We start from the raw sequence: 25,189 nt of genomic DNA on the forward strand, positions 1-25,189 counted from the left end.
GAAGGGCGGGAGTGGGCCGTGGGTTGGCGGGGCTAGCAATATACCTGTAGCCCGGCCCTCTCCCTGGGCTGGGAGAGGGTTGGGGCCTAGCGCTGCTTCAAGCGCATGTCGTTGGGCAGCGGGGTGGAGCGGCGCAGCACGTCTTCGCTGAGCCACAGCGCGCTCTTGCGGGCGCGGGCGGCGACCACCGGCAGCGGCAGGTTCACATAGTCGTCGTTGAAGACTTCGAAGCTGTAGTCGCCGCGGTAGCCCAGCTTGTCGAGCCGCAGCACCAGGTCGACCAGCTGCTCGCTGTGCACGCCCTCACCGGGGAACACGCGGAAGGTACGGGCGGTGTTCATGCGCTCTTCAAAGGTGCGGGTCTCCTGCCACATGAAGTCGGCCAGCTGCACCAGGAAGATCTTGGACGGGTCCAGGTAGTCGATCTCGTCCAGCGCAGTCTTGGCGGCGAAGATGTGGTACGAGTCGATGCCCATGCCCAGGTTCGGGCAGTCGGCGCGGCACACCACGTCCCAGGCGGTGGTGAACTCGTTGATGGTCCGGCCCCACGACAAGCCCTCGTAGGCGATGCGGATGCCGTAGGGCACGGCCAACATGGCCAGCTTGCGCAGGTCGCGGGCGATGTGGTCCAGGTCCTGCGTGGCGTGGGCCGAGGTGGACGAGCAGGCCAGCAGCACCTTGCAGTCCAGCGCCGCGCACATCTGCAGCATGGCCTTGGCGATGTCGATCTTGTAGTCGTGCAGATGGCCGCTCAGGCCCTCGAAGTCGCGCAGCACCTGGAAGCCGGTGCCGCGCAGACCGCTGGCCTTGACTTCGGCCACCGCTGCCTCGATGCCGTCGGGGTGGCCGACGATGTCATTGGCCTTCAGCATCACCTGGGTAAAACCTGCATCGACCATGGCCTTGAGCTTGGCTTTTAGCGGCCCGGCCAGGGTGATGGTGTCCATGCCGAAGCCTTGGATGGCGTGGTCTTTCATGCTGCTTTCTCGCTGTGCACGAGTTCGAACACGACGGAGCCCAGGTAGGTCTTGGTGATGGCGCCGCGGCTTTCGGTGTGCGTGACCTGGGTTTCCACAAACTCCACGCCCAGCTTGCGCAGCTCGGCCACGGCGGCCAGCACGTCGGGTACGCCCAGGCCGATGCGCTGCAGGCGCTCGTCGGTGTCGATCACGTTCAGCTCGGGCTCGATCAGCTGCAGCATGAAGCTGTTGGCGGCAACGAGTGCCGGGCTGCGCAGCAGCGTGCCCTTGGGCATGATGCCGAAGCGCTCTTCGTCGGGGATCAGCGCCATGCCGAACAAGGCGTTGTAGAACTCGATCCAGTCGTAGCTGCGCTCGGGGCCGATGTACTGCACCACGCCGAAGAAATGCAGGCCGGCGGTGGCCGCGGGCTTCTGGTTGACCGAAGGGATTGGGATGAAGTCCACGTCGTAGATCGAGAACTCCTTGTAGCGGTCCACAAAGTAGATGCGGCTGCCGCCTGCGCCGTGGATGGCGGGGATGTTCAGCTCCATCACCTCGGCGTGGGTCGGCACCTCCCAGGCGCCGCGCTCACGCACATAGTGGTAGGCGGCGCGCGCATCGCGCACCCGCAGCGCAATGGCCGAGATGGTCGGCGACTCGCTGCCATGGCCGGCGCCTTGGGCGTCGCTGGGGTGGCCGTTGACCACGATGTTCAAGTCGCCCTGGCGGTATAGCTGCACCTCGCGCGAACGGTGCCGCGCCACGGGCTTGAAACCCATCATCTCCAGCACCTGGCCGAGCGCCTGGGGTTTGGGTGTGGCGTATTCGATGAACTCGATGCCGTCCAGCCCCAATGGGTTGGCAGCGTCGCTGAAGGAGGCCTGCAAGGGCTCGCGGCTGGGGTTGACGAGTAGGTCGCTCATGTATCAAGTACTCCTAATTAAATAGCTGCTAGCGCAGGCACAGCATGCGCTGCAGCCCGAAATGCTTGTAAATATGCGGGTCGGCAGGCATCTGCGTGGTGGCTGGGTTGAACATCCATGGGCTGCCTTGCATGGTTTATACCGACATCGGAATACCCTGCAAACGCGGGCTGGCTAATGTCCGGGTGGGGCTCTGCGTGGCGTGGGCGGCATGGACGGTGTCGCCCAGACGGAAGGTCGATACCGCATGCACTTGTTCTTCGGCCAGCGTCCGCAGGCTGGATGCGGCGGCGGCCATTTGCTCTACCAGAGCAGCATTCTGCTGCGTCGCCTGGTCGATCTGCGAAATCGCGTCGCCGACCTGGGCCACACCCGAGGACTGCTCGTGGCTGGCGGTACTGATCTCCAGCATGATGTCGGTGACGCGCTTGATGGCGGCCACCACCTGGGCCATGGTGCTGCCGGCGCGGTCTACCAGCGCATTGCCTTGCTCGACGCGCTGCACGCTGGCATCGATCAGGGTCTTGATCTCTTTGGCCGCCGTGGCGCTGCGCTGCGCCAGGCTGCGGACTTCGCTGGCCACCACCGCAAAGCCGCGGCCTTGCTCACCGGCGCGGGCGGCTTCGACTGCGGCATTCAGGGCCAGGATGTTGGTCTGGAACGAAATCCCGTCGATGACGCTGATGATGTCGGAGATCTGCCGGGACGACTCGTTGATGCGCTTCATGGTCTCCACCACCTCGCCGACGACGGCGCCCCCCTGGCCGGCCACCTTGGAGGCGTCCAGGGCCAGCTGGTTGGCCTGGCTGGCGTTGGCGGCATTCTGTTTCACGTTGTCGCTCAGCTCTTCCATCGACGCGGCGGTTTGCTGCAGCGCGCTGGCTTGCTGTTCGGTGCGGGCCGACAGATCGTGGTTGCCCTGGGCAATCTCCGAACTTGCGGTGGCCACGCCTTCCGAGCCCGAGCGCACGGTCGACACCACCTCCACCAGATTGCTTTGCATGTGCTGCAGCGCAGCCAGCAGCTGGGTCATTTCGCCGAACGACTTGACCGGCTGGGCTTGCACCACCAGATTGCCTTCAGCGACAGCATTGGCTACGCGCACGGCTTCACCGGCGGCGATGCCCAGGCTGCGCGAAATCGACCAGGCCAGCACGGCGCCGATGGCGCAGGCCAACACACCGATGCCCACCAGCAGGCTGCGGGCCTGGGTTTGCCCGGCTTCCACCGCCTGCACGCCTTCGTCCATCAGGGCCTGCTGGCGCTGTGCCCACTGGCCCAGGACTTTCTGGTAGCCGATCAAGGCCGGCGCGTATTTGTCGTGAAACTCGGACCGCGAGAAATCGCTGGAGCCGCTGTCCACCGCCTGCAGCACGTCGTTCATGGCGGCCTTGTAGACAGGGTGGGCGGCAGCCAGCTGGGCCAGCAAGGCACGGTCGCTGTCCTCGTCCGCCGGGCCTTGGGCATAGCGGGCGACCAGCCCGTCGATGATTTTGATGTCTGCTTCGATCTGCGTGCGCAGCGGCTGCTGCTTGGCAGGGTCGGACGTGGCGATGAGCAAGCTGGCGTTGAAACCCTGGTTGCCCAGGATTTCCCGCCAGTGCAGAGCGTCGCGCTCGGTGGCTGCCAGTTCATTGCCCAGGCGGTAGGCCACCCGGCCCAGCCGCTCCTGCTGCAGCAGCCCCAAGACCAGCACCAGCACCATCAGGCCCAGTACGGCGGCAAAGGCCAAACCCAATCGCCCGCGGATGCTATTCATCAAAGAAGACATGCGTGTGCTCCTAAACGGTCGCTGCCGGCGCTGCATTTGCAGCATGGGCGCCACCCAGGAACAGCCGCTCGATATGCGGGTCGGCCAGCAGCTCGGAGGCGGGCTTCTGCAGTACCAGGCGGCCCGATTCCAGCGCAATCGCTTCATCGGAAATTTTGAGCGCACTCTTCACGTTCTGCTCGACCATCAGCACCGTCGTACCCTGGTCGGCCAGCTTGCGCAAGAGCTTGAACACATCGCCGACCACCATGGGCGACAGGCCGATGCTGGGCTCGTCGATCAGTATCACCTTGGGCCGCAGCAGCAGGGCGCGGCCGATTTCCAGCTGCTTTTGCTCGCCGCCCGACAAGGCCGAGGCCATGCTGTTCATGCGCTGCTTGACGCGGGGGAAGAACTCCAGCACTTCGGGAGTGCGCTCGTGCGTCAGTTCCTTGCCAATGGTGATGCCGCCGAGTTCCAGGTTCTGCCACACCGTCAGCTGGCCGAACAGATTGCGGCCCTGCGGCACGAAGGCGATGCCCTTGGCCAGCAAGTCCTTTTGCGTCAGGCCGACCACGCTCTCGCCGTACAGCTTGATCGTGCCTTGGCGCGGCTTCAGCAGGCCGAACAGGGTTTTCAGCACCGTCGATTTACCGGCACCGTTCGGGCCCAGCAGCAGGGTGATGGAGCCGGTCTGGGCCTTGAAGCTCAGGTTGTTCAGGATCATGAAGTCCTTGTAGCCGGCCACCACGTCGTTGAATTCAATACAGGTGTCGCTCATGCTCAGGCTCCTAAATACGCGTCGAGGACTTGCTTGTTGCCGCGGATTTCCGCCGGCGTGCCGATGGCCATCACCTTGCCTTCGACCATCACCATGATGCGGTGGCACAGGTCCATCACGAAGTCCATGTTGTGCTCGATGACCACGAAGCTGCTTTTCTTGCCCGAAGCAGGATTGCGGTTCAGGTCTTTCAGCAGGGTGGAGATGCCGCCGACCAGGCTGGGGTTCACCCCGGCGCAGGGTTCGTCGAGCAGCACCAGGTCGGGCTCGCTCATGAAGGCCATGGCGATGTCAACCAGCTTTTGCTGGCCGTAGCTAAGCTCGCCGGCCTTTTTGTCGGCCACGTGCTCGATGCGGAAACGCTTGATCAGCGCGTCGGCCTTGCCGCCCAGGCCCGAGTCGCCGGGCGCGAACATGCGGCCGAACATCGTGCCCTTGTGCTCTTGCGCAGCGACGATCAGGTTGTCGCGCACCGTCATCTTGCCGAATACCTGCAGCGTCTGGAAGGTGCGGCCCACGCCCTTGCGGTTCAGCTCCAGCGGGCCGCATTGGGTTACGTCTTCGCCGTTCAGTTCGATCCTGCCGGTGTCGGGGGTGATCTGGCCCAGCATGCTGTTGAACAGCGTGGTCTTGCCCGAACCGTTCGGGCCGATCACGCCGAAGATCTCACCCGGCTGGACTTCGAAGCTGACGCCACCCACGGCCTGGATCGCGCCGTAGGCCTTCTTCAGGTCGGTGACTTTCAAAAGGGACTGGCTCATGGCTTGGCTCCTGCTGCAGCGCGCGCGGCGCTGGCTTCTTTGGATTGTTTCTTGGCCTTGATGCGGTCCGGCAGGCTCAGCAGCCCGTCGGGCAGCCAGACCATCAGGAACACCACGGCCGCGCCGAACAGCGGCAAATACCAGTCGGACACGCCGGGTACATCGCGCAGCCACTCGGGCACCACCACACCGACCGCCGCACCTACCACCGGGCCGAGGAAGTAGCCGGGGCCGCCGACCACCACCATCAGGTACATCATGATGGAGGCGCCCACGGCAAACGGCGCCGGTTCGATGAACTGCACCAGGGACGCAAACAGCGCTCCGGCCACGCCCGCATAGGCGGCGCCGATGGCAAACGACAGCAGGGTGTAGCTGCGGATGCTGATGCCCAGGCTCTCGGCCCGGATCGGGTTGTCGCGCAGCGCGGTAAAGGCCTTGCCCCAGGGCGAGCGCAGCAGGCCCCAGAGCAGCAGGCCCAGGGCCACGGTAAACGCCAGCACCACGTAGTAGTACACCAGGTTGGCATTGGCGAAGGCCGGGCGGGCGATGTCGTTGATGCCGAAGGTGCCGCCGGTCAGCCATTCCTCGTTGCGCATCAGCAGCCAGACCGCGGTGTTGAAACCCAGGGTGGCGAAGGCCAGGTAGATGGTTTGCACCCGCAGCGCCGGGAAGCCCAGCACCAGGCCGACCGCAAAGCACAGGGTCGCCGCGGCCGGAATGCCCAGCCACCAGCTGAAGCCGGCCTTCAGCAGCAAGGCCATGGTGTAGGCGCCGATGCCAAAGAAGGCGGCGTGGCCCAGCGACTTCTGGCCGGCATAGCCGACGGTCAGGTTCAGGCCCATGGTGGCGAGCACGAAGATCAGCCAGGTGGTCAGCAGGTAGATGCCGTAATTTTTAAGAAATAGCGGTGTAGCGCACAGGAATACTGCGGCGACTGCTATGGAAATAAGAGTGGATTTTTTCATGGCGGGTGCCTCAGACTTTTCGTTCTTCTTTGCGTCCCAGCAGCCCTTGGGGCTTGAACAGGATCACCACCATGAAGATCACCAGCGCCACCGCGTCCTTGTAGGCCGGCGAGATATAGGCGGCCGCCAGGTTTTCGCAGACGCCGACGATCAGCCCGCCCAGTAGTGCGCCGCGCGAGTTGTTGAAGCCGCCGATGATGGCCGCGAAGAAGGCCTTGTTGCCCAGCGACTCGCCCATGTCGAACTTGGCCAGGTAGGTGGGGGTAACCAGCACGGCGGCCGCGCAGGCCAGCACCGCATTGATGGCGAAGGTGTAGAAGATCATGCGCGGCACATTGATGCCCAGCACGCTGGCGCTCTCGGTGTTCTGCGCCACGGCCTGCATCGCGCGGCCGGTGATGGTTTTGGCCAGGAAGGCCTGGGTGGCGAACACCAGCAGCAGGGCCAGCACCAGGGTGCCGACGTCGGCCAGGGTGATGGTGACACCGGCGATGTTGAACAGCTTGTCGGCAAACAGGCTGGGGAAGGGGTGGGCTTCGGCGCTGTAACCGGCGCGCATGCCGTTGCGCATGAAGATCGACAGGCCGATGGTGGCCACCACGATGGGCATCATGCCGAACTTGAACAGCGGATCGACGATGCCGCGCTTGAAGGCCCAGCCGAGCACGGCGGTGGCCAGGATGCAGGTCAGCAGAAAGCTGACCAAGAAGGGCGCGCCCATGCTGACAAAGGCCAGCATCATGAAGGCCGGCAGCATGACGAACTCGCCCTGGGCGAAGTTGATGGTGCCTGCGGCCTGCCACAAGAGGGTAAAGCCCAGCGCGGCCAGCGCATAGATGCCCCCGGTGGCCAGGCCACTGAAGAAGAGTTGGAGGAAGTCGGTCACGGGAGGGTCTCCTGGAAATGGTGTACGCACCCACGGCCATGGGTGGGGCACTTTGTAATGCCCTCTCCCGCGCGGGGGAGAGGGATGGCTTGCCTTGCCGTTACTTCTTCGCTGCTGGCGTCTTCACGTTGACGTTGCCGGCGTTCAGCGGCGGCACGGTGGCGATCACTTCCTGCTTGCCGTTCTTCACTTCGACCATGAAGCTTTCGCGGTCCAGATCGCCGTTCTTGTCGAACTCGACGTTCATCAGCACGCCGGGGTATTTATCGGTGGTGACCTTCAGGCCGTGCATGGCAGCGGCCACAGCCTTGCGGTCCAGCTTGCCGACCTTTTCGATCGCTGCCTTCAGTGCGTACACGCCGCTGTAGCCTTTCATGCCGTTGTGGTCGGACACGTAGTTGTAGGCCTTTTCGAACTTGGCGCGGAAGGCGCGGATCGACGGGATGGGTGCGTCCACCGTCAGGCCGACGTGGGCAATCGCGCCGTTGGCGGCCTCGCCGGCCAGGTCGATCACCTTTTGGCCGGTCAGTGTGGTTTCGCCGATGATGGGCTTGGTCCAGCCCTGCTTGCGCAGTTCGCGCAGGATGCGGGCCGACTCTTCTTCGTTGGAATAGGCAAACAGCGCGTCGGCATTGCTTTGCTTGGCCTTCAGCACCGGGGCCGAGAAGTCGACCTGGCCGCTGTCGCTGGAGATTTCTGCCACGATCTTGGTGTCGGTACCGGCCAGGGCTTTCTTGATCGAATCCAGGCCGCCTTTGCCGAAGTCGTTGTTCACGTAAATGATGGCCAGGGTCTTGGCCTTGGTCACTTCGTTGATGTAGCGCGCCACCTTGGGCATGGCGGTTTCCTGCGTGAAGCTGGTGCGGAAGATGTAGGGGTTGCCGGCCTTGGTGATGCTGGCCGCTTCGCCGCCGGTGAAGTTGGGGATCTCGGCCTTACGGCTTTCGGCCATGCTGACCATGATGGAGCCGGAGAACACCGGGCCGAAGATGGCGAACACATCGTTGTCCACGGCTTTTTGCGTCAGGCCCTTGGCCACGCCGGGGTTGCTTTGGGTGTCGGTGGTGATGGTCTCGAACTTCTTGCCCAGCACGCCGCCGTCGGCATTGATTTCCTTCACCGCCAGCTCCACGCCGTTCTTGAAGTTGGTGCCTGCGGTGGCGCCGCCGCCGGACAGCTCGACGATGTTGGCGAGCTTGATGGTGGCTTGGGCAAATGCACCGCCAGCGCTGGCTGCAATTGCGCAAGCAGCTACGAATTTAAGAGCAAAGCGTTTGGAGGAAGGTGTGTGCATGGATGTGTCTCCTGGTTGTAAATAAGGTGAGGAAAAGAGTGCGTTACAAAGCTTACGGCATCTGGCGGCGAATTTCAGCTTGCAGCTCGGCCGGATAGATCAGTTCGCGCAAAAAATCGGCGTCTTCGCGCAACCGCTGGGCCGCGCCATGGAAGCCGAAGAAGTCCAGGTAGCAATGGGTTTGCTGGATCATCATTTCAAACCCCGGCTCGGCCACCAGGCCGCGGGCGCGGGCAGCGCGCACCACCGGCGTGGGCTGGTTTTTCATCAGGATGTCGACCAGTGCGGCGTGTGGCTCCATGCGGGCCACATCGCAGGGCAGCGGGTCGCTGGCTTGCAAGCCCAGCGGCGTGGCGTTGACCACCAGGTCGAAGCCCGCCGGGTCGTTGCTGCCGACGGCCTGTGCGGCCACGGGCGAGGCTTGGCGGATGCGGGCCGCAGCCTGCTCGGCGCGGCCGGGTGTGGGGTCGTAGAAGGCGATCTCGGCTGGGGCTTGCGCGCCGGCCAGGGCCAGCGATGCACCGATTGCGGCAGCGGCACCGCCGGCGCCCAGGATCAGTACGCGCTTGCCTGCATAGGCGATCTGAAAGTAGCCGAGGCTGGCGACAAAGCCCTCACCGTCGAACAGCCCGCCTTCGAGCTGGCCGCCCGCGGTGCGCCGCACCGCGTTGACGGCGCCGGCCATGCGGGCCAGGTCGGTGCTGCTGTCCAGCCAGTCCAGCAGGGGTGCCTTGTGCGGAATGGTGACCCACAGGCCCTGGATGTTGGAGGCGCGGAACATGGTGCTGACGAAGGCCTGCAGATCGGCCGGTGCGACATGCACTGGCACCAGTACTGCATTGATGCCCAGCAGCGCAAAAATCCGGTTGAAGCTTGTGGGCGCCTGCACCTGCTCCACCGGGTCGCCAATGATCAAATACACCGCGGTCTGGCCGTCGATGGCGTGTACGGGAGCAGTGGCGGCGGTAATGGGCATGGGCGCTTGGACGGTGGGGAGCGGAGGGGTAGGGCAGGTGGATTTCGGACTGAAATGTAGAGGCTCACCCCCGAAACCAGCATAAAGTGCCTGCCCAGATGCGCGATTAATGAACGGTAAAGCGCGATAATCGACCGAAATTAGGGTTTACATATGGTTTCAAAGCATGGCAGCGAAGGTCAATTGGAGCGCCGCGACTGGATCGCCGGCCTGGAAAAGGGCTTGGGCCTGCTCGAAGCTTTTGACGAAGCCAATCCGCGCATGAACGCCACCCAGGCCGGCCAGCGCTGCGGCCTGACGCGCACCGCCGCGCGCCGCTACCTGCTGACCCTGGCGCACCTCGGCTATGTGTCCACCGACGGCAAGCTGTTCTGGCTGACGCCGCGGGTGCTGCGCCTGGGGCAGAGCTTTCTGGAGTCGGCCCGGCTACCGCGCATCGTCCAGCCCTACCTGCAGCGCATCACCGCCGGCACCCTGGAGATTGCCTACCTCAGCGTGCTGGACGGCGACGACATCGTCTATATCGCCCGCAACGGCCCGGTGCGGGCCATGAATACCGGCTACGTGCTGGGCGGGCGGGTGCCGGCGCAGGTGACGGCCGCCGGCTTGCTGCTGCTGGCCGAACGCAGCACCGCCGAGCGCGATCTGTGGCTGGCGGAGCGTGAACTCAAAACCTATACCACCCACACCATTACCGACAAGGAAAGCCTGCGCACCACCCTGATCCACATCCGTACCCAGGGCTGGGCGGTGTCGGAACAGCAGCTGGAGTTGAACTATCGGGGGGTGGCGGTGCCGTTGCGTGACCGCAACGGCACCGCAGTGGCCGCCTTGAGCGTTACCATGCCGATGGGTCACGAAGCCACGCAGGATGCAGTGGCCCGCGTGCTGCCGGTGTTGCGCGAGACCGCCCAGGCGATGCGGAACTTGATTTAGCCCGTGTTGCATGGACCGACAGCTAGCTGTCAATGTGTTGCAATTAGTTACACTGCGTCATCAATTTTTGGAAATCTAAAAATGCCGTTTTTCTCAAACATGAAAGTGTCCACGCGCCTGAACCTCGGCTTCGCGCTGGTGCTCGCTCTGTTGGTGGTGATCGTCACGGTGGCCACGCTGCGCTTTGGTGAGCTTGCGCAAATGAACCGCCGGACACTGCAGGACGGCCTCGCGAAGAGCGCGGCTGCGGCCACGGTGAACGAAATGGTGGACTTGCAAAAGCAGCAGCTGCAAAAAGATGCTGCAGCCCAGGATGCCTACATCGCGTCCACAACCACGCTGCTGGTGGCCTTGTGCGGCGTCACGGTAGCGCTGGGTGCCGCCATCTCCATCCTGCTTGGCAACAGCATTTCCGGCCCGCTGAAAGAAGCCCTGCTGATCGCCGACACCGTCGCGTCGGGCGACCTGAGCCAGGATTTTGAGAGCGACCGGGGCGGCGAATTCGGCAAGCTGTTGAACTCCATGGGTGACATGGAGGACAAGCTGACCGAGCTGGTCACCAGCATCAAGGATTCCACCGGATCCATCCTATTGGCCTCCAAAGAGATCGCCGCCGGCAATGCCGACCTGTCGGCGCGTACCGAAACCCAGGCGTCTTCGCTGGAAGAAACCGCGGCCAGCATGGAGCAGCTGACTGCCACCGTGCGCCAGAACGCCCAGCGCGAGCAGGTGGCCAACGGCCTGGCCGCCAATGCGTCCAAGATCGCCCAGCGCGGTGGCGATGCGGTGGGCGAAGTGGTTGAGACCATGGACGCCATCAGCCGCAGCTCGAAGAAGATTGTCGACATCATCGAGGTCATCGAAGGCATTGCCTTCCAGACCAATATCCTGGCGCTGAATGCCGCGGTGGAAGCGGCCCGCGCGGGCGAGCAGGGCCGCGGCTTCGCGGTGGTGGCCAGCGAGGTGCGCACCCTGGCGCAGCGCAGCGCCGATGCCGCCAAGGAGATCAAGGGCCTGATCGGCGATTCGGTGCACCAGGTGGAAAGCGGCTCTCTGCGCGTTGACCAGGCCGGCCGCACCATGCAGGAAATCGTGCAGGCGGTGCAGCAGGTGACATCCGTGTTGGCCGAAATGGCCGACGCCTCGGCCCAGCAAAGCATAGGCATCGAGCACGTGAACCAGGCCGTGGTGCAGCTGGAGGCCGTGACCCAGCAAAACGCCTCGCTGGTCGAAGAAACCGCCGCCGCCGCCGCGTCCATGGCCACCCAGGTCGAGCAGCTGCAGGCTTCGGTCGATACCTTCAAGGTCTGAACCGGGTCTTGCCGCCGGTGCAAGGCCGGCGGCAAGAAATACTATTTTTTTGATAGCTGCCAGCGTAGGCAGAATACGCGCTAGAGCCTGGTTTTCATCAGGTTTATAGGTCGAACTCAGGCCTGAACTTTACCTCCCCATTTCCGTGATCCTAGGGTAATTGCTAGGTTTTAAACGAGGCAACGATCCGTACACTGAATCAACATTCAGGATGCTGATCGTCAAATCGCGCTGCAGGCGATGCATCTTCTCCCAACATGCAGCCAACGATGGAAGCAATTCGCCATGTTCCCTAAAAACGCCTGGTACGTCGCCTGCACCCCCGATGACATCCAAGACAAGCCCCTGGGCCGCAAGATTTGCGGCGAGTCCATGGTGTTTTACCGTGGCCCCGAAGGCAAGGTCACTGCGCTGGAAGACTTTTGCCCGCACCGCGGCGCGCCGCTGTCGCTGGGCAGGGTAGAAGACGGCAAGCTGGTCTGCGGCTACCATGGCCTGGAAATGGGCTGCGACGGCAAGACCGTGGCCATGCCCGGCCAGCGGGTGCGCGGCTTCCCGGCGATCCGCGCGTTTGCCGCCATCGAGCGCTATGGCTTCATCTGGGTCTGGCCCGGCGACATCGCCCAGGCCGACGAAAGCAAGCTGCACCACCTGGAGTGGGCCGAGAACCCCGCCTGGGCCTATGGTGGTGGCCTGTTCCACATCAACTGCGACTACCGGCTGATGGTCGACAACCTGATGGACCTGACACACGAAACCTATGTGCATGCCTCCAGCATCGGCCAGAAGGAGATCGACGAGACACCCACCAAAACGGAGGTCCATGGCGATGAGGTGGTGACCAGCCGGCACATGGAAAACATCTTTGCGCCGCCGTTCTGGCGCATGGCGCTGCGCGGCAATGGCCTGGCCGACGACGTGCCGGTGGACCGCTGGCAGATCTGCCGCTTCACCCCGCCCAGCCACGTGATGATCGAGGTCGGTGTGGCCCATGCAGGCCATGGAGGCTACGACGCGCCGGCCGAGCACAAAGCTGCGTCCATCGTGGTCGACTTCATTACCCCCGAAACCGAGACCTCGATCTGGTACTTCTGGGGCATGGCCCGCAACTTCAAGCCCGATGACGCCGAGCTGACCGCCAGCATCCGCGAAGGCCAGGGCAAGATCTTCAGCGAAGACCTGGAGATGCTGGAGAAGCAGCAGCGCAACCTGCTGGCCCACCCGAGCCGCAAGCTGTTGATGTTGAACATCGACTCCGGCGGCGTGCAGTCGCGCAAGGTGATCGACCGCTGGCTGGCCGCCGAAGCACCGCAGGTGACGGCATGAACTCGGCCAAGATCAGCGTCCGCGTGGCGCGCAAGTCGCAGGAAGCGCTGGACATCTGCAGCTACGAGCTGGTTGCCACCGACGGTGCGGCGCTGCCGGGCTTCTCGGCGGGCTCACATGTGGATGTGCACCTGCCCGGCGGGCTGACGCGCCAGTATTCGCTGTGCAACGACGCCAGCGAAACCCACCGCTACCTGATCGGCGTGCTGCGCGACCCGGCATCGCGCGGCGGCTCGCAGGCCATGCACGACACGGTGCAGGAGGGCGATGTGTTGCAGATCAGCGCGCCCAAGAACCACTTCCCCTTGGCGCATGCCGCCAGCCGCAGCCTGCTGCTGGCCGGCGGCATCGGCATCACGCCGATTCTGTGCATGGCCGAGCGCCTGGCGGCCAGCGCCGCACCGTTCGAGATGCACTACTGCAGCCGTTCGCAGGAACGCACCGCGTTTCTTGAGCGCATCCGCGCATCGGGCTTTGCATCCCAGGTGCATTTCCACTTCGACGATGGCGCCAGCGTGCAAAAGCTCTCGCTGCCCGATCTGCTGGCCGAGCCGCAGCCGGGTGTGCACCTCTACGTCTGCGGGCCCAAAGGTTTCATGGATGCGGTGCTGCAGACAGCGCGGGCCAGCGGCTGGCCCGAGGCCCAGCTGCACTACGAGTTCTTTTCGGCCGAGGTGGTCAAGTCGGATGACGACGCCAGCTTTGACGTCAAGCTGGCCAGCTCGGGCCGGGTGGTGCGCATCGCCGCCGACCAGACTGTGGCCAAGGCCCTGGCCCTGGCAGGGGTGGAGATTCCCATGTCCTGCGAGCAAGGCGTGTGCGGCACCTGCCTGACCCGTGTGCTGGAGGGCGAGCCCGACCACAAGGACATGTACCTGACGCCGGAAGAGCAGGCCGCCAACGACCAGTTCACGCCTTGCTGCTCTCGGTCAAAATCAGCCCTTTTAGTGCTGGATTTGTGAGACATGCCTGAACCCACCCTGATCGGACTGCAAGACCAACCCGGCCATCTGATCCGCCGCGCCCACCAGATTTCCGTGGCCAGCTTCCACGAACACCTGGGCCGCGAGGTCACGCCCGTGCAGTATGCGCTGATGCGGGTGCTGCAGGACAAGCCGGGCATAGACCAGAGCACCTTGGCGCTGGAGGTGGCGCTGGACACCTCTACCACCGCCGACATCGCCGCGCGGCTGGAAACCAAGGGCTGGATCAGCCGAGCCGTGCTGGCCCGCGGCCAGCGCAGCCTGGCCCTCACGCCCGCCGGCACGGCGCTGCTGGGCACGTTGGTGGCGGGGATGGAGCAGATGCAGACCACCTTGCTCGGGGGCTTGGAGGAAGGTGAGCGTGAGGAACTGCTGCGTCTGCTGCGCAAGTTCGTCGAACCCGATTCGCGCAAGCGCCAAGGCCGCTGAGTCGGCTGCTGTCGAACGTGAAAAGCCGCTCCTAGGAGCGGCTTTTTCATGGGCGGGATTACCCGGTCAGAACTTAGAGCCTGTTCACAATTTATTTGAGGCCGCGTTGGGGAGCAATCGGGATGAGTTGGCTGTCAGCGCCTGCAGCATGGGCTCTCTGCCCATGCAAGGGTGATGGCGGGCAAATCGCCCGATTTCTCCCCAACCCGTAGGGCAGCAGCCTTCCCGGGCAGTCTGGGGCGTTGCGACTCTTGCCCATAGCCGGGCTATGGGCGGCGAGCCGCGCCTACCAGCCCCTCCCGAGAAGGCTGCTGCGCGGCCTCAAATAGATTGTGAACAGGCTCTTAGAAGTTACCCAGAATGATCTGCGCAATGATGCCGGTGGTGATGGCCACCAGCACGTAGTCGCCGCCGGTTTGCACCCAGTGGTAGCCGCGCGGTGGCGCATGCAGGTGGTGGCCGCGCCAGTCGTCCACCACGTACTGGCGGTTGCGGTATTCGGCGGGCAAGCGGCCGCCCTTGTAGAAGCGGTGGTCCGGGCCGGCGCCGCGCGTGTGCGCCTGGCCGGGGCCGTTGTGCTGCTGGGTTTCCATGCGCTGCGGGCCGGGCCGCTGGTTGTGCTCGCCCGGGCGGGCATTCGAGTGGCTTGGCGGTTTGCCATGCCTTGGCAGCTCCTGGTCGCCACGCCCTCCTGAATTGCCCTGGGCGAAAGCCAGGCTGCTGAGGGTGAGAGCGGCAGCCGTGAATGCGGCAGTGATTGCTGTTTTCTGCATGGGATGCTCCTTAAAAAACCACTCTTCGATTGGACTGTGACGCCCTATCTGCGGCTGTAGGAGAGCATGTGCTTTACCCATGTTTACAGAGGCGTGCCAGCAACCGCGGCCCCATAAAAAAAGCGCCCAGCGGGCGCTTTTTCCGGTGCAGACAAGATTCAGGCCTTGACGCGGCGGCGCGCAGCTATCAGCCCCACCAGGCCCAGGCCCATCAAGGCCAGCGAGCTGGGCTCAGGAACCGCGTTGGCGACATCGCGCGCAACTGCAGCGGAATGGTAGGTCACGTCGTCCATGACGAAGCTACCGTTATTTGCGAGCAATCGAACTTCATCGATCATCCCACCGTAGCCGGAGGACAGGAAAGTCGGAGTGCTAGACAGACCGAGTGTGGACGAGGTGTGTACCAGTTGGCCGTCGTTATACAGTTGGAATGTTGCACCGTCGTAGCCGGCGAAGAATGCACCGTCAAAAATGACGTCGTTGGAAAACTTGAAAAAATCCTTAGCAGGGTTGTAGTTGTAGAGACGGGTATGCCCAGAGGACGCGTTGTAAGGAGACTGGGACCAGTCGTAATAGGTCCAGCCATTGCCCCAGGTCAGTCCTGCATAGTTGGATGCCAGGGCGCTTTGACCATGCAGGTCTTCGAACGTGACGACGGTGGCATTGGCCAAGCCGGCGAATGCGAGGACCGAGGTGGCCAGCAGTTTGTTGAGTAAGCGCATCGTGGTTCCTTTGTCTGTTTGTTTTCCTGTTACGCAGTGTTACATGGCGACACGCGTAAGCCATTGAAAACAAACAGCATTCAGAAACTTCACCCCGCTTGCGTGATTTAGTCGAGCCTCCTGGGCGACGGATTTGCGGTTTTGCAACGCCTATCCAGGCGACTCCAGAGGCCGGCCGCAGCGCACGGCCCCTCGGGCTATCGGGCTACTGCCCGGCCTTCGCTTTGAAGGCTGCCGCCACTTCCCGCCCCAACTCGATCACCGCCATCGCGTAATAGCTGCTCCAGTTGTAGCGGGTGATGGCGTAGAAATTCTCGGTGCCGGCTACGTATTCGGGCGGGTCGCCGCCGTTCTGCAGCTCGATCAGCGCCAGCGGGCCGTTGTGTTGCAGGGCCGCGCCGTCCAGCACCGCGCCCTTGGCCTGGAAGCTGGCCAGGCTGAAGGTGGGCAGGATGTCGGGCGCCATCAGCGCGTCCATGTCCAAGGTCTTGGTGTCGAACTGCACCGGGTAATGCGTGGGCATGCCGGTTTGCCAGTGGAAGGCTTTGAAATAGCTGGCCACCGAGCCAATCGCATCGGCCGGGCTATTGAACAGATCGACGCGGCTGTCGGCGTCGAAGTCCACCGCGTAGTGGGCCCAGCTGGTCGGCATGAACTGCGGCAGGCCCATGGCGCCCGCATAGCTGCCGCGCAGGCTCAAGGGGTCGATATTGGCGCGCTGGGTCAGGCTCAGGTACTGCTCGAGCTCGCCCTTGAAGTAGGTGCTGCGTTCCTTGGCGCGTGGGTGGCTGGCGGGGAAGTCGAAGGCCAGGGTGGCCAGCGCGTCGATCACGCGGAAGTTGCCCATGTTCTGGCCGTAGATGGTCTCCACGCCGAGTATGCCGACGATGATCTCGGCCGGCACGCCGTATTCTTTTTCGGCCTGATCCAGCGTGGCGCGGTTGGCCTGCCAAAAGCGCACGCCGGCGGCAATCCGCACCGGGTCGATGAAGCGGCTGCGGTAGACCCTCCAGTTCTTGACCGTGCCCTTGGGCGCAGGCGCCATCAGCTTGGGCACGCTGGCGATGAAGCGGGCCTGGCCCAGGGTCTGGCGCACCCAGGCCGGGTCCAGGCCGCGGCGGTCGGCGATGTCATCGGCGGCGGCCATGGCGTCGTCCCGGCTGGCGTACAGCGGGCCGCCGGGATTGGCTGTGGCAGCCGTCTTGTTTTTTACGGTTTTTAGGGGTTTGGCGTAGGCAGGGAATGCGCAAGCAGCTATTAAAACAAGAGCAATAGGGAGAAGTTTGTACATGGCGGTAAAAAGGTGGCCGCCCGAGTTTAGTGGGGCCAGACCAGGCGTTTGAAGCCACGGCGTAGCGTCGCCAGGCTATGCGGGGTGTGCGGCGCGTAGCGCTGGGCTTCCAGCTGCAGCAGCCAGTCGTGGATGGCCGGGTGGTCTTGCGCCAGCGCCGCCATCTGCCGGGGCGGGGCGTTGTCGGGCACGGCCAGGCCGGCCTGCTGCAGCTTGCGCCTTGCAGCCTGCAGCAGGCGCAGCCAGGGGTCGTGCTGGCGCCGCTCCCACTGGGCCCAGGCGGCTCCGCCCAGGCTGGCCAGTACCACGATGGCGGCCAGCACCTTGCCCAGGTCCTCCCATTCGGGACTGCTGAAGCCCAGGTTCTTCAGCAGATCCAGCTGCTTGCCCTGGCTGTAGTTCAGCACCCACTGGTTCCAGCCGTTGTTCATGGCGTCCCAGGCGGCGCGCAGGCGTTTGGCCACGTCGGGGCTGACGGTGGCCAGGGTGTTGCCGACGATGCCGCGTGGTGCTTGCAGGCGGGTAAAGCTGCCGACGCGGCCCGGCGATACCGCGCCGGTTGGGTCGACCCGGGTCCAGCCGCGGTCGGCCTGCCAGACTTCGGCCCAGGCATGGGCATCGCTCTGGCGCACCATCCAGAAGCCGTCCACGCCATTGAGCTCGCCACCCTGGTAGCCGGTGACGATGCGCGCCGGTATGTCCAGCGCCCGCATCAGGATCACGAAGGACGATGCGATGTGTTCGCAAAAGCCCTCCTTGCGGTCGAACCAGAATTCGTCGGCCGTGTCGCGGCCATACACGCCGGGATCCAGCGTGTAGGTATAGCCACCGCTGCGCAGGCGCTGCAGCACGGTGTGCACCAGGGCGGCGGTATTGGCGCCGGGCTGGGCGCGGCGGATTTCGGCGGCCAGCTGCAGGGTGCGCGGGTTGAAGCCGGGCGGCAGGTCTACAAAGGTCTGCAGGCTCAGGTTGGGCCGCTGCGGCCCGTAGCGGAACTGCGGGTAGCTCTGCACCTGGTAGCGCGTCAGGTCGCTGATGGGGCGGCTGGCCAGCCATTGCAGGTCGGGCGTCATTACCGCGCCCAGGTTGCCGGGCAGGGTGGGAGGCAGGGGTGTGGCGTCCAGCGTCAGCAGCCAGGGGCGGTTGTTCGGCTCCAGCGTCACCTGGTAATTCACCGCTGGGCCGGACACCTGCAGGTCGCCGTCGGCGCGGCGCGCAAAGTCGCTGTACTGCGGCCGCCAGACCCGCCCGTCGTACAACGACAGCACCGGGCCGCGGAAGTACAACTCGGTCTGCGCCGGCGGCCGGCCGTCAAAGCGCACCCGCATGGCGATGCCGTCGTCCAGCGCCAGGCTGGCCATGGTGCCGACCTCCATCTGGCTGGACAGGCCGCTGCGCCCGGCCATGGCGTCGCTGGGCACGCCCCACAGTGGCGCCATGCGCGGGAACAGCACGAACAGCACAGCCATGATGGGCGCGCCCAGTAGCGCCATTCCGCCGGCGATGCGTGCGGCTTCGCGCAGCGGGGCCTTGTTCTCGACCGGCATATGGGCGTTCACCAGTGCCGTCAGCAGGCCGAGCAGGGCGATCAGCATGGCTGCGGCGGTCAGCAGCGACTGCGAGAAAAAGAAGTTGCTGAGCATGGTGAAGAAGCCCAGGAAGAACACCACAAAGGCATCGCGCCGGGCCCGCAGCTCCAGCGTCTTCAGCGCCAGCAGCAGCACGATCAGGGTCACGCCCGCATCACGCCCGAGCAGGGTCTTGTGCGTGGCCCAGGTGGCGGCCAGGGTGACCGCCAGCAAGGCCAGCAGCCACCAGCGCGAGGGCAGCGGCCGGGAGCGCCAGGCCAGCCAGCCGCGCCACAGCAACACGCCGGCCGCCAGGCCCGCGCACCACAGCGGCAGATTGCCCACCTGCGGCAGCACTACCCAGGCGATCACGGCCAACAGGAACAGTGTGTCTCGGCTGTCCCGGGGCAGGGTGGTGAACGGGCTCAGCCAGCGCATGGGGTGATTGCTATGGAATAAATAGCTGCTTGCGCAGGTGAAATAAGCGCCAGAGGCCGATTTAGCATAAAGCCAAGGCCTCCAGGCAGCGCCGCTTGTGGGCTTCGCCGGCGCTGGGCGGGATCTCCAGCCCGGGCAGGCGCAGGCCGTAGTCCAGGCCGTGCTGGTCGGCCAGCAGCACCCAGGCGCACAGGCGCGACAGCTTGGCCTCCAGGCCCAGCGCGCCGGCCTGTGCGTAGTCCAGCCACAGCTCGTGGCGCTGGGCTTGCTGGCTGTCGCGGCTGACCAGTTCGTCGGCCTTGGCGGCTTTTTTCCAGACCACCAGCTTCAGCGGGTCACCGCGCCGGTAGGCGCGCACGCCGTCGAACTCGCCTGTGGCCTGCACCACGCTGTGGCTGGAGCCGCCGGCGCGCGGCTGGCCGGGCGGCAGCGGCGGCGGATGGGCTTCGGGCCGGGGGTAGACCAGCAGCTGGGCGGCGGGCCGCCAGTAGGTCCAGACGCGGAAGGTGCCGAGCGGAAAGCGGGTCTCGGCGGTGATGGTGGGCAGTCGTTGCAGGCCGCGTTCGGTCGGGCTGAAGGCTATCTGCACCTTGCTGCTGCCGAGGGCCGGCACATCGGTCCAGGCCCAGTGGCCCGAGCCCAGCAGGCCCAGGCCTATGCCGTGCCGGGTGGTCTTGCGGGTGCTGCTCAATTGAATGGAAATCAGGGCGTTAGCGCCGATGTACTGTGGCTCGGGTGCTATCAAATGCATATTCAGGCCACGCAGGGTGGCGTGGCCTACATGCACGCCGACCACCGCGCAGCCGGCCAGCAGAAAGGTCAGCAGGTAGCCCAGGTTCAGCTGGTAGTTGATGCTGGCCACCAACAGCACCAGCAGGGTGGCCGCCAGCATGAAGCCGGGCGCAGTAGGCAGGATGTAGACGTTGCGCTGGGTCAGAAACGTGGTGTCGGTGAAATGGATGCGTAGCTGCCACCAGCGTTGGTAACGGGCGCGCAGCGAGGCAAATGGATTCGGAATCACGGCAAGGGCGTACCCGCGATCATGGCCTGCACCTGGGCGACGGCGCCACGGCCCGCGTCGCCCACCGGCACCAGGCGGTGCGCCACGGTTTGCGCCAGTATCGCCTGCACGTCGTCGGGCGCTACATAGTCGCGGCCGCTGAGCAGCGCCTGGGCCTTGGCGGCGCGCACCACCGCAATGCCGGCGCGCGGGCTCAGGCCTTGCAGAAACCAGCGGCCCGAGCGGGTAGCGGCCACCAGGTCTTGCACATAGTCGAGCAGCGGATCGGCCGCATGCACTTGCAGCACCTGGCGTTGCAGCTCCTGCAGCTCGTGCGGACTCAGCAGACTGGGCAGGTGCTCGACCAGGTCGCGCCTGTCCTGCCCGGCCAGCAGCTGGCGTTCGGCCGCGCGGTCCGGGTAGCCGAGCGATATACGCATCAGAAAGCGGTCGAGTTGCGACTCGGGCAGGGCGAAGGTGCCGAGCTGGTCCAGCGGGTTCTGCGTGGCGATGACGAAGAACGGCACCGGCAGCGGGCGGGTGGAGCCTTCGACCGTGACCTGTTTTTCTTCCATGGCTTCGAGCAGCGCGCTCTGGGTCTTGGGGCTGGCGCGGTTGATCTCGTCGGCCAGCAGAATCTGCGCAAACAGCGGTCCCGGGTGGAACACAAAGGCTTCTTTGCCGCGCTCGTAGATCGACACGCCCGACAGGTCGCTGGGCATCAGGTCGGCAGTGAACTGCACGCGGGAAAACTGCAGGCCGAAGGTACGCGCCAGCGCATGTGCCAAGGTAGTTTTGCCCACGCCGGGTACATCTTCGATCAGCAAGTGGCCGCCGGCCAGCAGGCAGGCCACGCAGTCCTGGACCTGGGCGGATTTGCCCACAATCACCGTGTTAAGCTGGTTTAGCAGTGCGTGGAGTTTGTGTTGTACATGCATGCCAAGACGTTACCCGAAATTACAAAACCCGGACAAGCAACGTGAACAAGACCGGATATTTCACCCACCCCGATTGCCGCAAACATGAGATGGGCCCAGGCCATCCCGAGTGCCCGGAGCGCCTGGCCGCGATAGACGACCGCTTGCTGATCTGCGGCGTGGCCGACGCACTGGACCGGCGCGAGGCGTCTGCCGCCGCGCTGGCCGATATCGAGCTGGCCCATGGCCGCAACTACGTGGCCACGCTGCGCGGCCTAACTGCCACCTTGCGCGAAGAGATCAACGCCGGTGGCCCCAGCCATGTGCAGCTGGACCCGGACACGTCCATGAACATCCACACCTGGGATGCGGCTTTGCATGCTGCGGGCGCCGCGCTGGCCGCCACCGATGCGGTGATCGCCGGCGAGCTGGAAAACGCCTTCTGCGCGGTGCGCCCGCCCGGCCACCACGCCTGCCGCGACCAGGCCATGGGCTTTTGCTTTTTGAACAACGTGGCCATCGCCGCCAAGTACGCGCTGGAACGGCATGGGCTGAAGCGCGTGGCCATCGTCGACTTTGACGTGCACCACGGCAATGGCACCGAGAACATCGTGGCCGGCGACGATCGCATTCTGATGGTCAGCTTCTACCAGCACCCGTTTTACCCGGTGGGTGGGGCGCAGTCGGATGCGGCCAATCTGGTCAACGTGCCGGTGCCGGCCTACACCCGGGGCATGGAGGTGCGCGAGCTGATCGAGATGTACTGGCTGCCCCGGCTGGAAGAGCACCGGCCGGAGATGATTTTCATCAGCGCCGGCTTCGATGCACACCGCGAAGACGATATGGGCCAGATGGGCCTGGTCGAGCAAGACTACGCGTGGATCACCATGCGCGTCAAAGACGTGGCCCGCCGCTTTGCCCAGGGCCGCATCGTCAGCTGCCTGGAAGGCGGCTACGACCTGAGCGCGCTGGGCCGCAGCGTGGAGGCCCACCTGCGGGTGCTGGCCGATTTGTAATTTGTAATTTAATTTAGAAGGACCCCGCGTACCGATGGCGAATGCACCGATCAATGATTTCGATAGCTGGATGGCCGCGCTGCTGCGGCCCACGGCCTTGCTGGAATTGGCCAGCCTGGCCCTGTGCCTGTTATTGGCCTGGAGCCTGGTCTGGGCGGTACGCCGGGCCGTGGGCACTCCGGACGAGCGCTCGATTCTGTTTGGCCGCCGGATCGTCGACGGCGTGATGTTTCCGCTGCTGCTGTTGGGCCTGGGCACGCTGGCCCAGCTGCTGCTGGCCCAGTGGATACCGCTGGCGGTGTACAAGATTGCCATGCCGGTGCTGGTGTCGCTGGCGGTGATACGCACCGGGGTCAAGGTGCTGCAGGTGGCGTTCCAGGATGCGCCGGTGGTGCGGTTGCTGGAGCGGACGATTTCCTGGGTCGCCTGGCTGGCCATGGTGCTGTGGGTCAGCGGCCTGCTGCCGGTGCTACTGGAAGAGCTGGACCAGCTGAAATGGAAGGTTGGCGGCTCCACCCTGTCGGGCCGGAATATGGTGGAGGGCGCATTGACGGCCGGCGCGGTGCTGATCGTCACGCTGTGGATTTCGTCGGCCATCGAAGCCCGGCTGCTGAAGTCGGCTACCGGCAGCGCACTGTCGCTGCGCAAGGCCTTGAGCAATGCGACCCGGGCGCTGCTGATGTTCCTGGGCCTGCTGCTGGCGTTGTCGGCCGTGGGCATCGACCTGACGGCCTTGTCGGTGCTGGGCGGCGCGGTCGGCGTGGGCATAGGCTTTGGCTTGCAGAAGCTGGCGGCCAATTACGTGAGCGGTTTTGTGATCCTGGCCGAGCGCAGTATCCGCATCGGCGACTTTGTGAAGGTGGACAACTTCGAAGGCCGGGTCACCGACATCAACGCCCGCTACACCATCGTCAGTGCGCCGAATGGCCGCGAATCCATTGTGCCCAACGAGATGTTGCTGATCCAGCGGGTGGAAAACCTGTCGCTGCAAAACTCCCGGATTTCGCAGTCCACCGAGGTGTCGGTGGGCTACGACAGCGATGTGGACCTGGTGATCCGCCTGCTGACCGAAGCCGCGCTGCAGCACGACCGGGTGCTGCGCGAGCCCGCGCCGTCGGTCAGCCTGACAGCCTTCGGTGCCGACGGGCTGGAGTTCAGCCTGGGTTACTGGATTGCCGACATCGAGAACGGCCAGGGCAATTTGCGCTCGCAAATCAACCTGGCCATCCTGCAGGCGCTGCGCGCCCACCATATCGAGGTACCGTACCCGCAGCGCGTGGTGCACACGCAAAAACCGGCCGAGCAGCTGTCTCCAGGTTGACGCAGCGGCATGGTCGGGTGGAGTATCCGCAGCCTATAATCGCCAAAAAAGAACGACCGTTCTATTTTGTGCAAGTCACATGACAGCCGCCGCATAAAATCGCGGGCGAAGAGCCAAGTTCGTTTTTCCATATAACTTTGAGGAGCCGTTAGCATGAAGGTCCTGGTAGCCGTAAAACGGGTGGTGGACTACAACGTGAAAGTCCGGGTCAAGTCGGACAACACGGGAGTAGACATCGCCAACGTCAAGATGAGCATGAACCCCTTTGACGAAATCGCCGTGGAAGAAGCGGTACGCCTCAAAGAAAAAGGTGTGGTCACCGAAATCATCGCCGTCTCCTGCGGTGTCACCCAGTGCCAGGAAACCCTGCGCACCGCCATGGCCATCGGCGCCGACCGCGCCATCCTGGTCGAGACCAGCGAAGAGCTGCAACCCCTGGCCGTCGCCAAGCTGCTCAAAGCCCTGGTCGACAAAGAGCAACCCGGCCTGGTGATCCTGGGCAAGCAAGCCATCGACGACGACTGCAACCAGACCGGCCAGATGCTGGCGGCCCTGGCCGACCTGCCCCAAGCCACCTTCGCCAGCAAGATCGAAGTGGTGGACGGCAAAGCCCACGTCACCCGCGAAGTCGACGGCGGCCTGGAAACCATCGCCGTCAGCCTGCCCGCCGTGGTCACCACCGACCTGCGCCTGAACGAACCCCGCTACGTCACCTTGCCCAACATCATGAAGGCCAAGAAGAAACAGCTGGATGTCTTCAAGCCCGAAGACCTGGGTGTTGACGTGAGCCCCCGCATCAAGACCCTGAAGGTCAGCGAGCCACCCAAGCGCAGTGCCGGCATCAAGGTGCCCGATGTCGCCACCCTCGTAGCCAAACTCAAAACCGAAGCCAAGGTGATCTGACATGACGATTCTTGTAATTGCCGAACACGACAACGCCAGCGTCAAGGGCGCAACCCTGAACACCGTCACCGCCGCACTCGCCTGCGGTGGTGACGTCCACATCCTGATCGCCGGCGCCAATGCCGGTGCGGCCGCTGCGGCTGCCGCCCAGATCGCTGGTGTCGCCAAGGTGCTGCACGCCGATGCCCCCGGCTTCGAACACGGCCTGGCCGAGAACGTCGCCGCCCAGGTGCTGGCCGTGGCCTCGGGCTACAGCCATCTGGTGTTCCCTGCGACAGCCTCGGGCAAGAACATCGCCCCCCGTGTCGCAGCCAAGCTGGATGTGGCCCAGATCTCCGACGTGACCAAGGTCCTCAGCGCCGACACCTTCGAGCGCCCGATCTACGCCGGCAACGCCATCGCCACCGTGCAAAGCCTGGACGCGACCAAGGTCCTGACCGTGCGCACCACCGGCTTCGACCCGGCTGCCGCCACCGGTGGCTCGGCCACGGTGGACGTGCTGGGCGCGGCCGCCGATGCCGGCAAGTCGAGCTTCCTGGGCAGCGAAATCGCCAAGAACGACCGGCCTGAGCTCACCGCTGCCAAGATCATCGTCAGCGGTGGCCGGGCCCTGGGCAGCGCCGAGAAGTTCAACGAAGTGATGATTCCGCTGGCCGACAAACTGGGGGCCGCTCTGGGTGCCAGCCGCGCCGCCGTCGATGCGGGCTATGCCCCGAACGACTGGCAAGTGGGCCAGACCGGCAAGATCGTCGCACCCCAGCTGTACATCGCTGCCGGCATCTCGGGTGCGATCCAGCACCTGGCCGGCATGAAGGACAGCAAGGTGATCGTGGCCATCAACAAGGACGGCGAGGCACCGATCTTCAGCGTGGCGGATTACGGGCTGGAGGCGGACCTGTTTGTGGCCGTGCCTGAGCTGGTCGCAGCGCTGTAAGGCGTACAACAGCAAGAGAA

At 64.5% G+C, this 25,189-nt stretch carries 24 protein-coding genes; 9 read left to right on the plus strand and 15 right to left on the minus strand.

Translation table 11 applies throughout. The annotated features are described in order from the left end of the window. Positions 1-86: 86 nt before the first annotated feature. From J2X19_RS13600 to J2X19_RS13640, 9 genes are all read right to left on the minus strand, one after another. Positions 87-977: a sugar phosphate isomerase/epimerase family protein gene (locus J2X19_RS13600; protein ID WP_092755408.1), complete on the minus strand. Its 891-nt coding sequence runs from the start codon at positions 975-977 to the stop codon at positions 87-89. Continuing rightward, the gene (locus J2X19_RS13605; protein WP_116606331.1) at positions 974-1,885 is read right to left on the minus strand and encodes a 4-hydroxyphenylpyruvate dioxygenase; all 912 of its coding nucleotides are present in this window, start codon (positions 1,883-1,885) and stop codon (positions 974-976) included. The genes J2X19_RS13600 and J2X19_RS13605 overlap by 4 nt, the downstream gene beginning before the upstream one ends. A gap of 136 nt (positions 1,886-2,021) precedes the next feature. Further along, the gene (locus J2X19_RS13610; RefSeq protein ID WP_310373875.1) at positions 2,022-3,656 is read right to left on the minus strand and encodes a methyl-accepting chemotaxis protein; all 1,635 of its coding nucleotides are present in this window, start codon (positions 3,654-3,656) and stop codon (positions 2,022-2,024) included. Positions 3,657-3,666: 10 nt separating this feature from the next. Then, entirely contained in the window at positions 3,667-4,416 is a 750-nt protein-coding gene (locus J2X19_RS13615) for an ABC transporter ATP-binding protein (protein ID WP_310373877.1), read from the minus strand. A gap of 2 nt (positions 4,417-4,418) precedes the next feature. Continuing rightward, positions 4,419-5,177, minus strand: coding sequence for an ABC transporter ATP-binding protein (locus tag J2X19_RS13620; protein WP_116606334.1), 759 nt, complete (start codon positions 5,175-5,177; stop codon positions 4,419-4,421). Beyond that, complete coding sequence (locus J2X19_RS13625) at positions 5,174-6,145, minus strand: branched-chain amino acid ABC transporter permease (RefSeq protein WP_116606335.1); 972 nt, start codon at positions 6,143-6,145, stop codon at positions 5,174-5,176. Before J2X19_RS13625 ends, J2X19_RS13620 begins: the two co-directional genes overlap by 4 nt. Positions 6,146-6,155: 10 nt before the next feature. Continuing rightward, on the minus strand, positions 6,156-7,031 hold the full coding sequence (locus J2X19_RS13630; RefSeq protein WP_092755397.1) for a branched-chain amino acid ABC transporter permease: 876 nt from the start codon (positions 7,029-7,031) through the stop codon (positions 6,156-6,158). A gap of 100 nt (positions 7,032-7,131) precedes the next feature. Beyond that, on the minus strand, positions 7,132-8,325 hold the full coding sequence (locus tag J2X19_RS13635) for an ABC transporter substrate-binding protein (RefSeq protein WP_310373883.1): 1,194 nt from the start codon (positions 8,323-8,325) through the stop codon (positions 7,132-7,134). 52 nt (positions 8,326-8,377) lie between these two features. Then, the gene (locus J2X19_RS13640; protein WP_310373885.1) at positions 8,378-9,301 is read right to left on the minus strand and encodes a shikimate dehydrogenase family protein; all 924 of its coding nucleotides are present in this window, start codon (positions 9,299-9,301) and stop codon (positions 8,378-8,380) included. Positions 9,302-9,454: 153 nt separating this feature from the next. On the opposite strand from J2X19_RS13640, the gene J2X19_RS13645 reads away from it, so the two are divergent. From J2X19_RS13645 to J2X19_RS13665, 5 genes are all read left to right on the plus strand, one after another. Then, the gene (locus tag J2X19_RS13645; protein ID WP_310373887.1) at positions 9,455-10,237 is read left to right on the plus strand and encodes an IclR family transcriptional regulator domain-containing protein; all 783 of its coding nucleotides are present in this window, start codon (positions 9,455-9,457) and stop codon (positions 10,235-10,237) included. 81 nt (positions 10,238-10,318) lie between these two features. Continuing rightward, positions 10,319-11,548, plus strand: a complete 1,230-nt coding sequence (locus J2X19_RS13650; protein ID WP_133249808.1) for a methyl-accepting chemotaxis protein — start codon at positions 10,319-10,321, stop codon at positions 11,546-11,548. A 285-nt stretch (positions 11,549-11,833) separates the two neighbouring features. Then, a complete protein-coding gene (locus J2X19_RS13655) occupies positions 11,834-12,874 on the plus strand; it encodes an aromatic ring-hydroxylating dioxygenase subunit alpha (RefSeq protein WP_310373890.1) in 1,041 nt (346 codons plus the stop codon). Next, positions 12,871-13,836 carry a PDR/VanB family oxidoreductase gene (locus tag J2X19_RS13660; protein WP_310373892.1) on the plus strand — a complete coding sequence of 322 codons (966 nt, stop codon included), beginning with the start codon at positions 12,871-12,873 and terminating at the stop codon, positions 13,834-13,836. Before J2X19_RS13655 ends, J2X19_RS13660 begins: the two co-directional genes overlap by 4 nt. A gap of 3 nt (positions 13,837-13,839) precedes the next feature. Continuing rightward, positions 13,840-14,286: a MarR family winged helix-turn-helix transcriptional regulator gene (locus J2X19_RS13665; protein ID WP_116606342.1), complete on the plus strand. Its 447-nt coding sequence runs from the start codon at positions 13,840-13,842 to the stop codon at positions 14,284-14,286. A gap of 344 nt (positions 14,287-14,630) precedes the next feature. Here the strand turns inward: J2X19_RS13665 and J2X19_RS13670 are convergent, their stop codons facing one another. The 6 genes from J2X19_RS13670 to J2X19_RS13695 all read right to left on the minus strand — a co-directional run bounded on the left by J2X19_RS13670 (position 14,631) and on the right by J2X19_RS13695 (position 21,016). Beyond that, a complete protein-coding gene (locus J2X19_RS13670) occupies positions 14,631-15,059 on the minus strand; it encodes an RcnB family protein (protein WP_116606343.1) in 429 nt (142 codons plus the stop codon). A 158-nt stretch (positions 15,060-15,217) separates the two neighbouring features. Continuing rightward, on the minus strand, positions 15,218-15,781 hold the full coding sequence (locus J2X19_RS13675) for a PEP-CTERM sorting domain-containing protein (protein WP_310373900.1): 564 nt from the start codon (positions 15,779-15,781) through the stop codon (positions 15,218-15,220). Between the two features lie 205 nt (positions 15,782-15,986). Then, on the minus strand, positions 15,987-17,072 hold the full coding sequence (gene mltB, locus J2X19_RS13680) for a lytic murein transglycosylase B (protein WP_405048648.1): 1,086 nt from the start codon (positions 17,070-17,072) through the stop codon (positions 15,987-15,989). Positions 17,073-17,098: 26 nt separating this feature from the next. Then, positions 17,099-19,078 carry a transglutaminase TgpA family protein gene (locus J2X19_RS13685; RefSeq protein ID WP_310373905.1) on the minus strand — a complete coding sequence of 660 codons (1,980 nt, stop codon included), beginning with the start codon at positions 19,076-19,078 and terminating at the stop codon, positions 17,099-17,101. 61 nt (positions 19,079-19,139) lie between these two features. Continuing rightward, on the minus strand, positions 19,140-20,096 hold the full coding sequence (locus J2X19_RS13690) for a DUF58 domain-containing protein (RefSeq protein WP_310374537.1): 957 nt from the start codon (positions 20,094-20,096) through the stop codon (positions 19,140-19,142). Next, entirely contained in the window at positions 20,096-21,016 is a 921-nt protein-coding gene (locus tag J2X19_RS13695) for an AAA family ATPase (RefSeq protein ID WP_310373906.1), read from the minus strand. Before J2X19_RS13695 ends, J2X19_RS13690 begins: the two co-directional genes overlap by 1 nt. A 41-nt stretch (positions 21,017-21,057) precedes the next feature. Here J2X19_RS13695 and J2X19_RS13700 point away from each other — a divergent pair, with 41 nt between their 5' ends. The 4 genes from J2X19_RS13700 (at position 21,058) to J2X19_RS13715 (ending at position 25,169) form a co-directional block, all read left to right on the plus strand. Next, the gene (locus J2X19_RS13700; RefSeq protein ID WP_116606349.1) at positions 21,058-22,011 is read left to right on the plus strand and encodes a histone deacetylase family protein; all 954 of its coding nucleotides are present in this window, start codon (positions 21,058-21,060) and stop codon (positions 22,009-22,011) included. 34 nt (positions 22,012-22,045) lie between these two features. Continuing rightward, positions 22,046-23,332 (plus strand): mechanosensitive ion channel family protein, encoded by a 1,287-nt coding sequence (locus tag J2X19_RS13705; protein WP_310373909.1) that lies wholly within the window; start codon positions 22,046-22,048, stop codon positions 23,330-23,332. A gap of 153 nt (positions 23,333-23,485) precedes the next feature. Further along, the gene (locus J2X19_RS13710; RefSeq protein ID WP_310373911.1) at positions 23,486-24,235 is read left to right on the plus strand and encodes an electron transfer flavoprotein subunit beta/FixA family protein; all 750 of its coding nucleotides are present in this window, start codon (positions 23,486-23,488) and stop codon (positions 24,233-24,235) included. Position 24,236: 1 nt separating this feature from the next. Then, positions 24,237-25,169, plus strand: a complete 933-nt coding sequence (locus J2X19_RS13715) for an electron transfer flavoprotein subunit alpha/FixB family protein (RefSeq protein WP_310373913.1) — start codon at positions 24,237-24,239, stop codon at positions 25,167-25,169. The last annotated feature ends 20 nt before the right edge of the window (positions 25,170-25,189 follow it).

Source organism: Rhodoferax ferrireducens (assembly GCF_031458075.1).
GTDB classification, from domain to species: Bacteria; Pseudomonadota; Gammaproteobacteria; order Burkholderiales; family Burkholderiaceae_C; genus Rhodoferax_B; species Rhodoferax_B ferrireducens_A.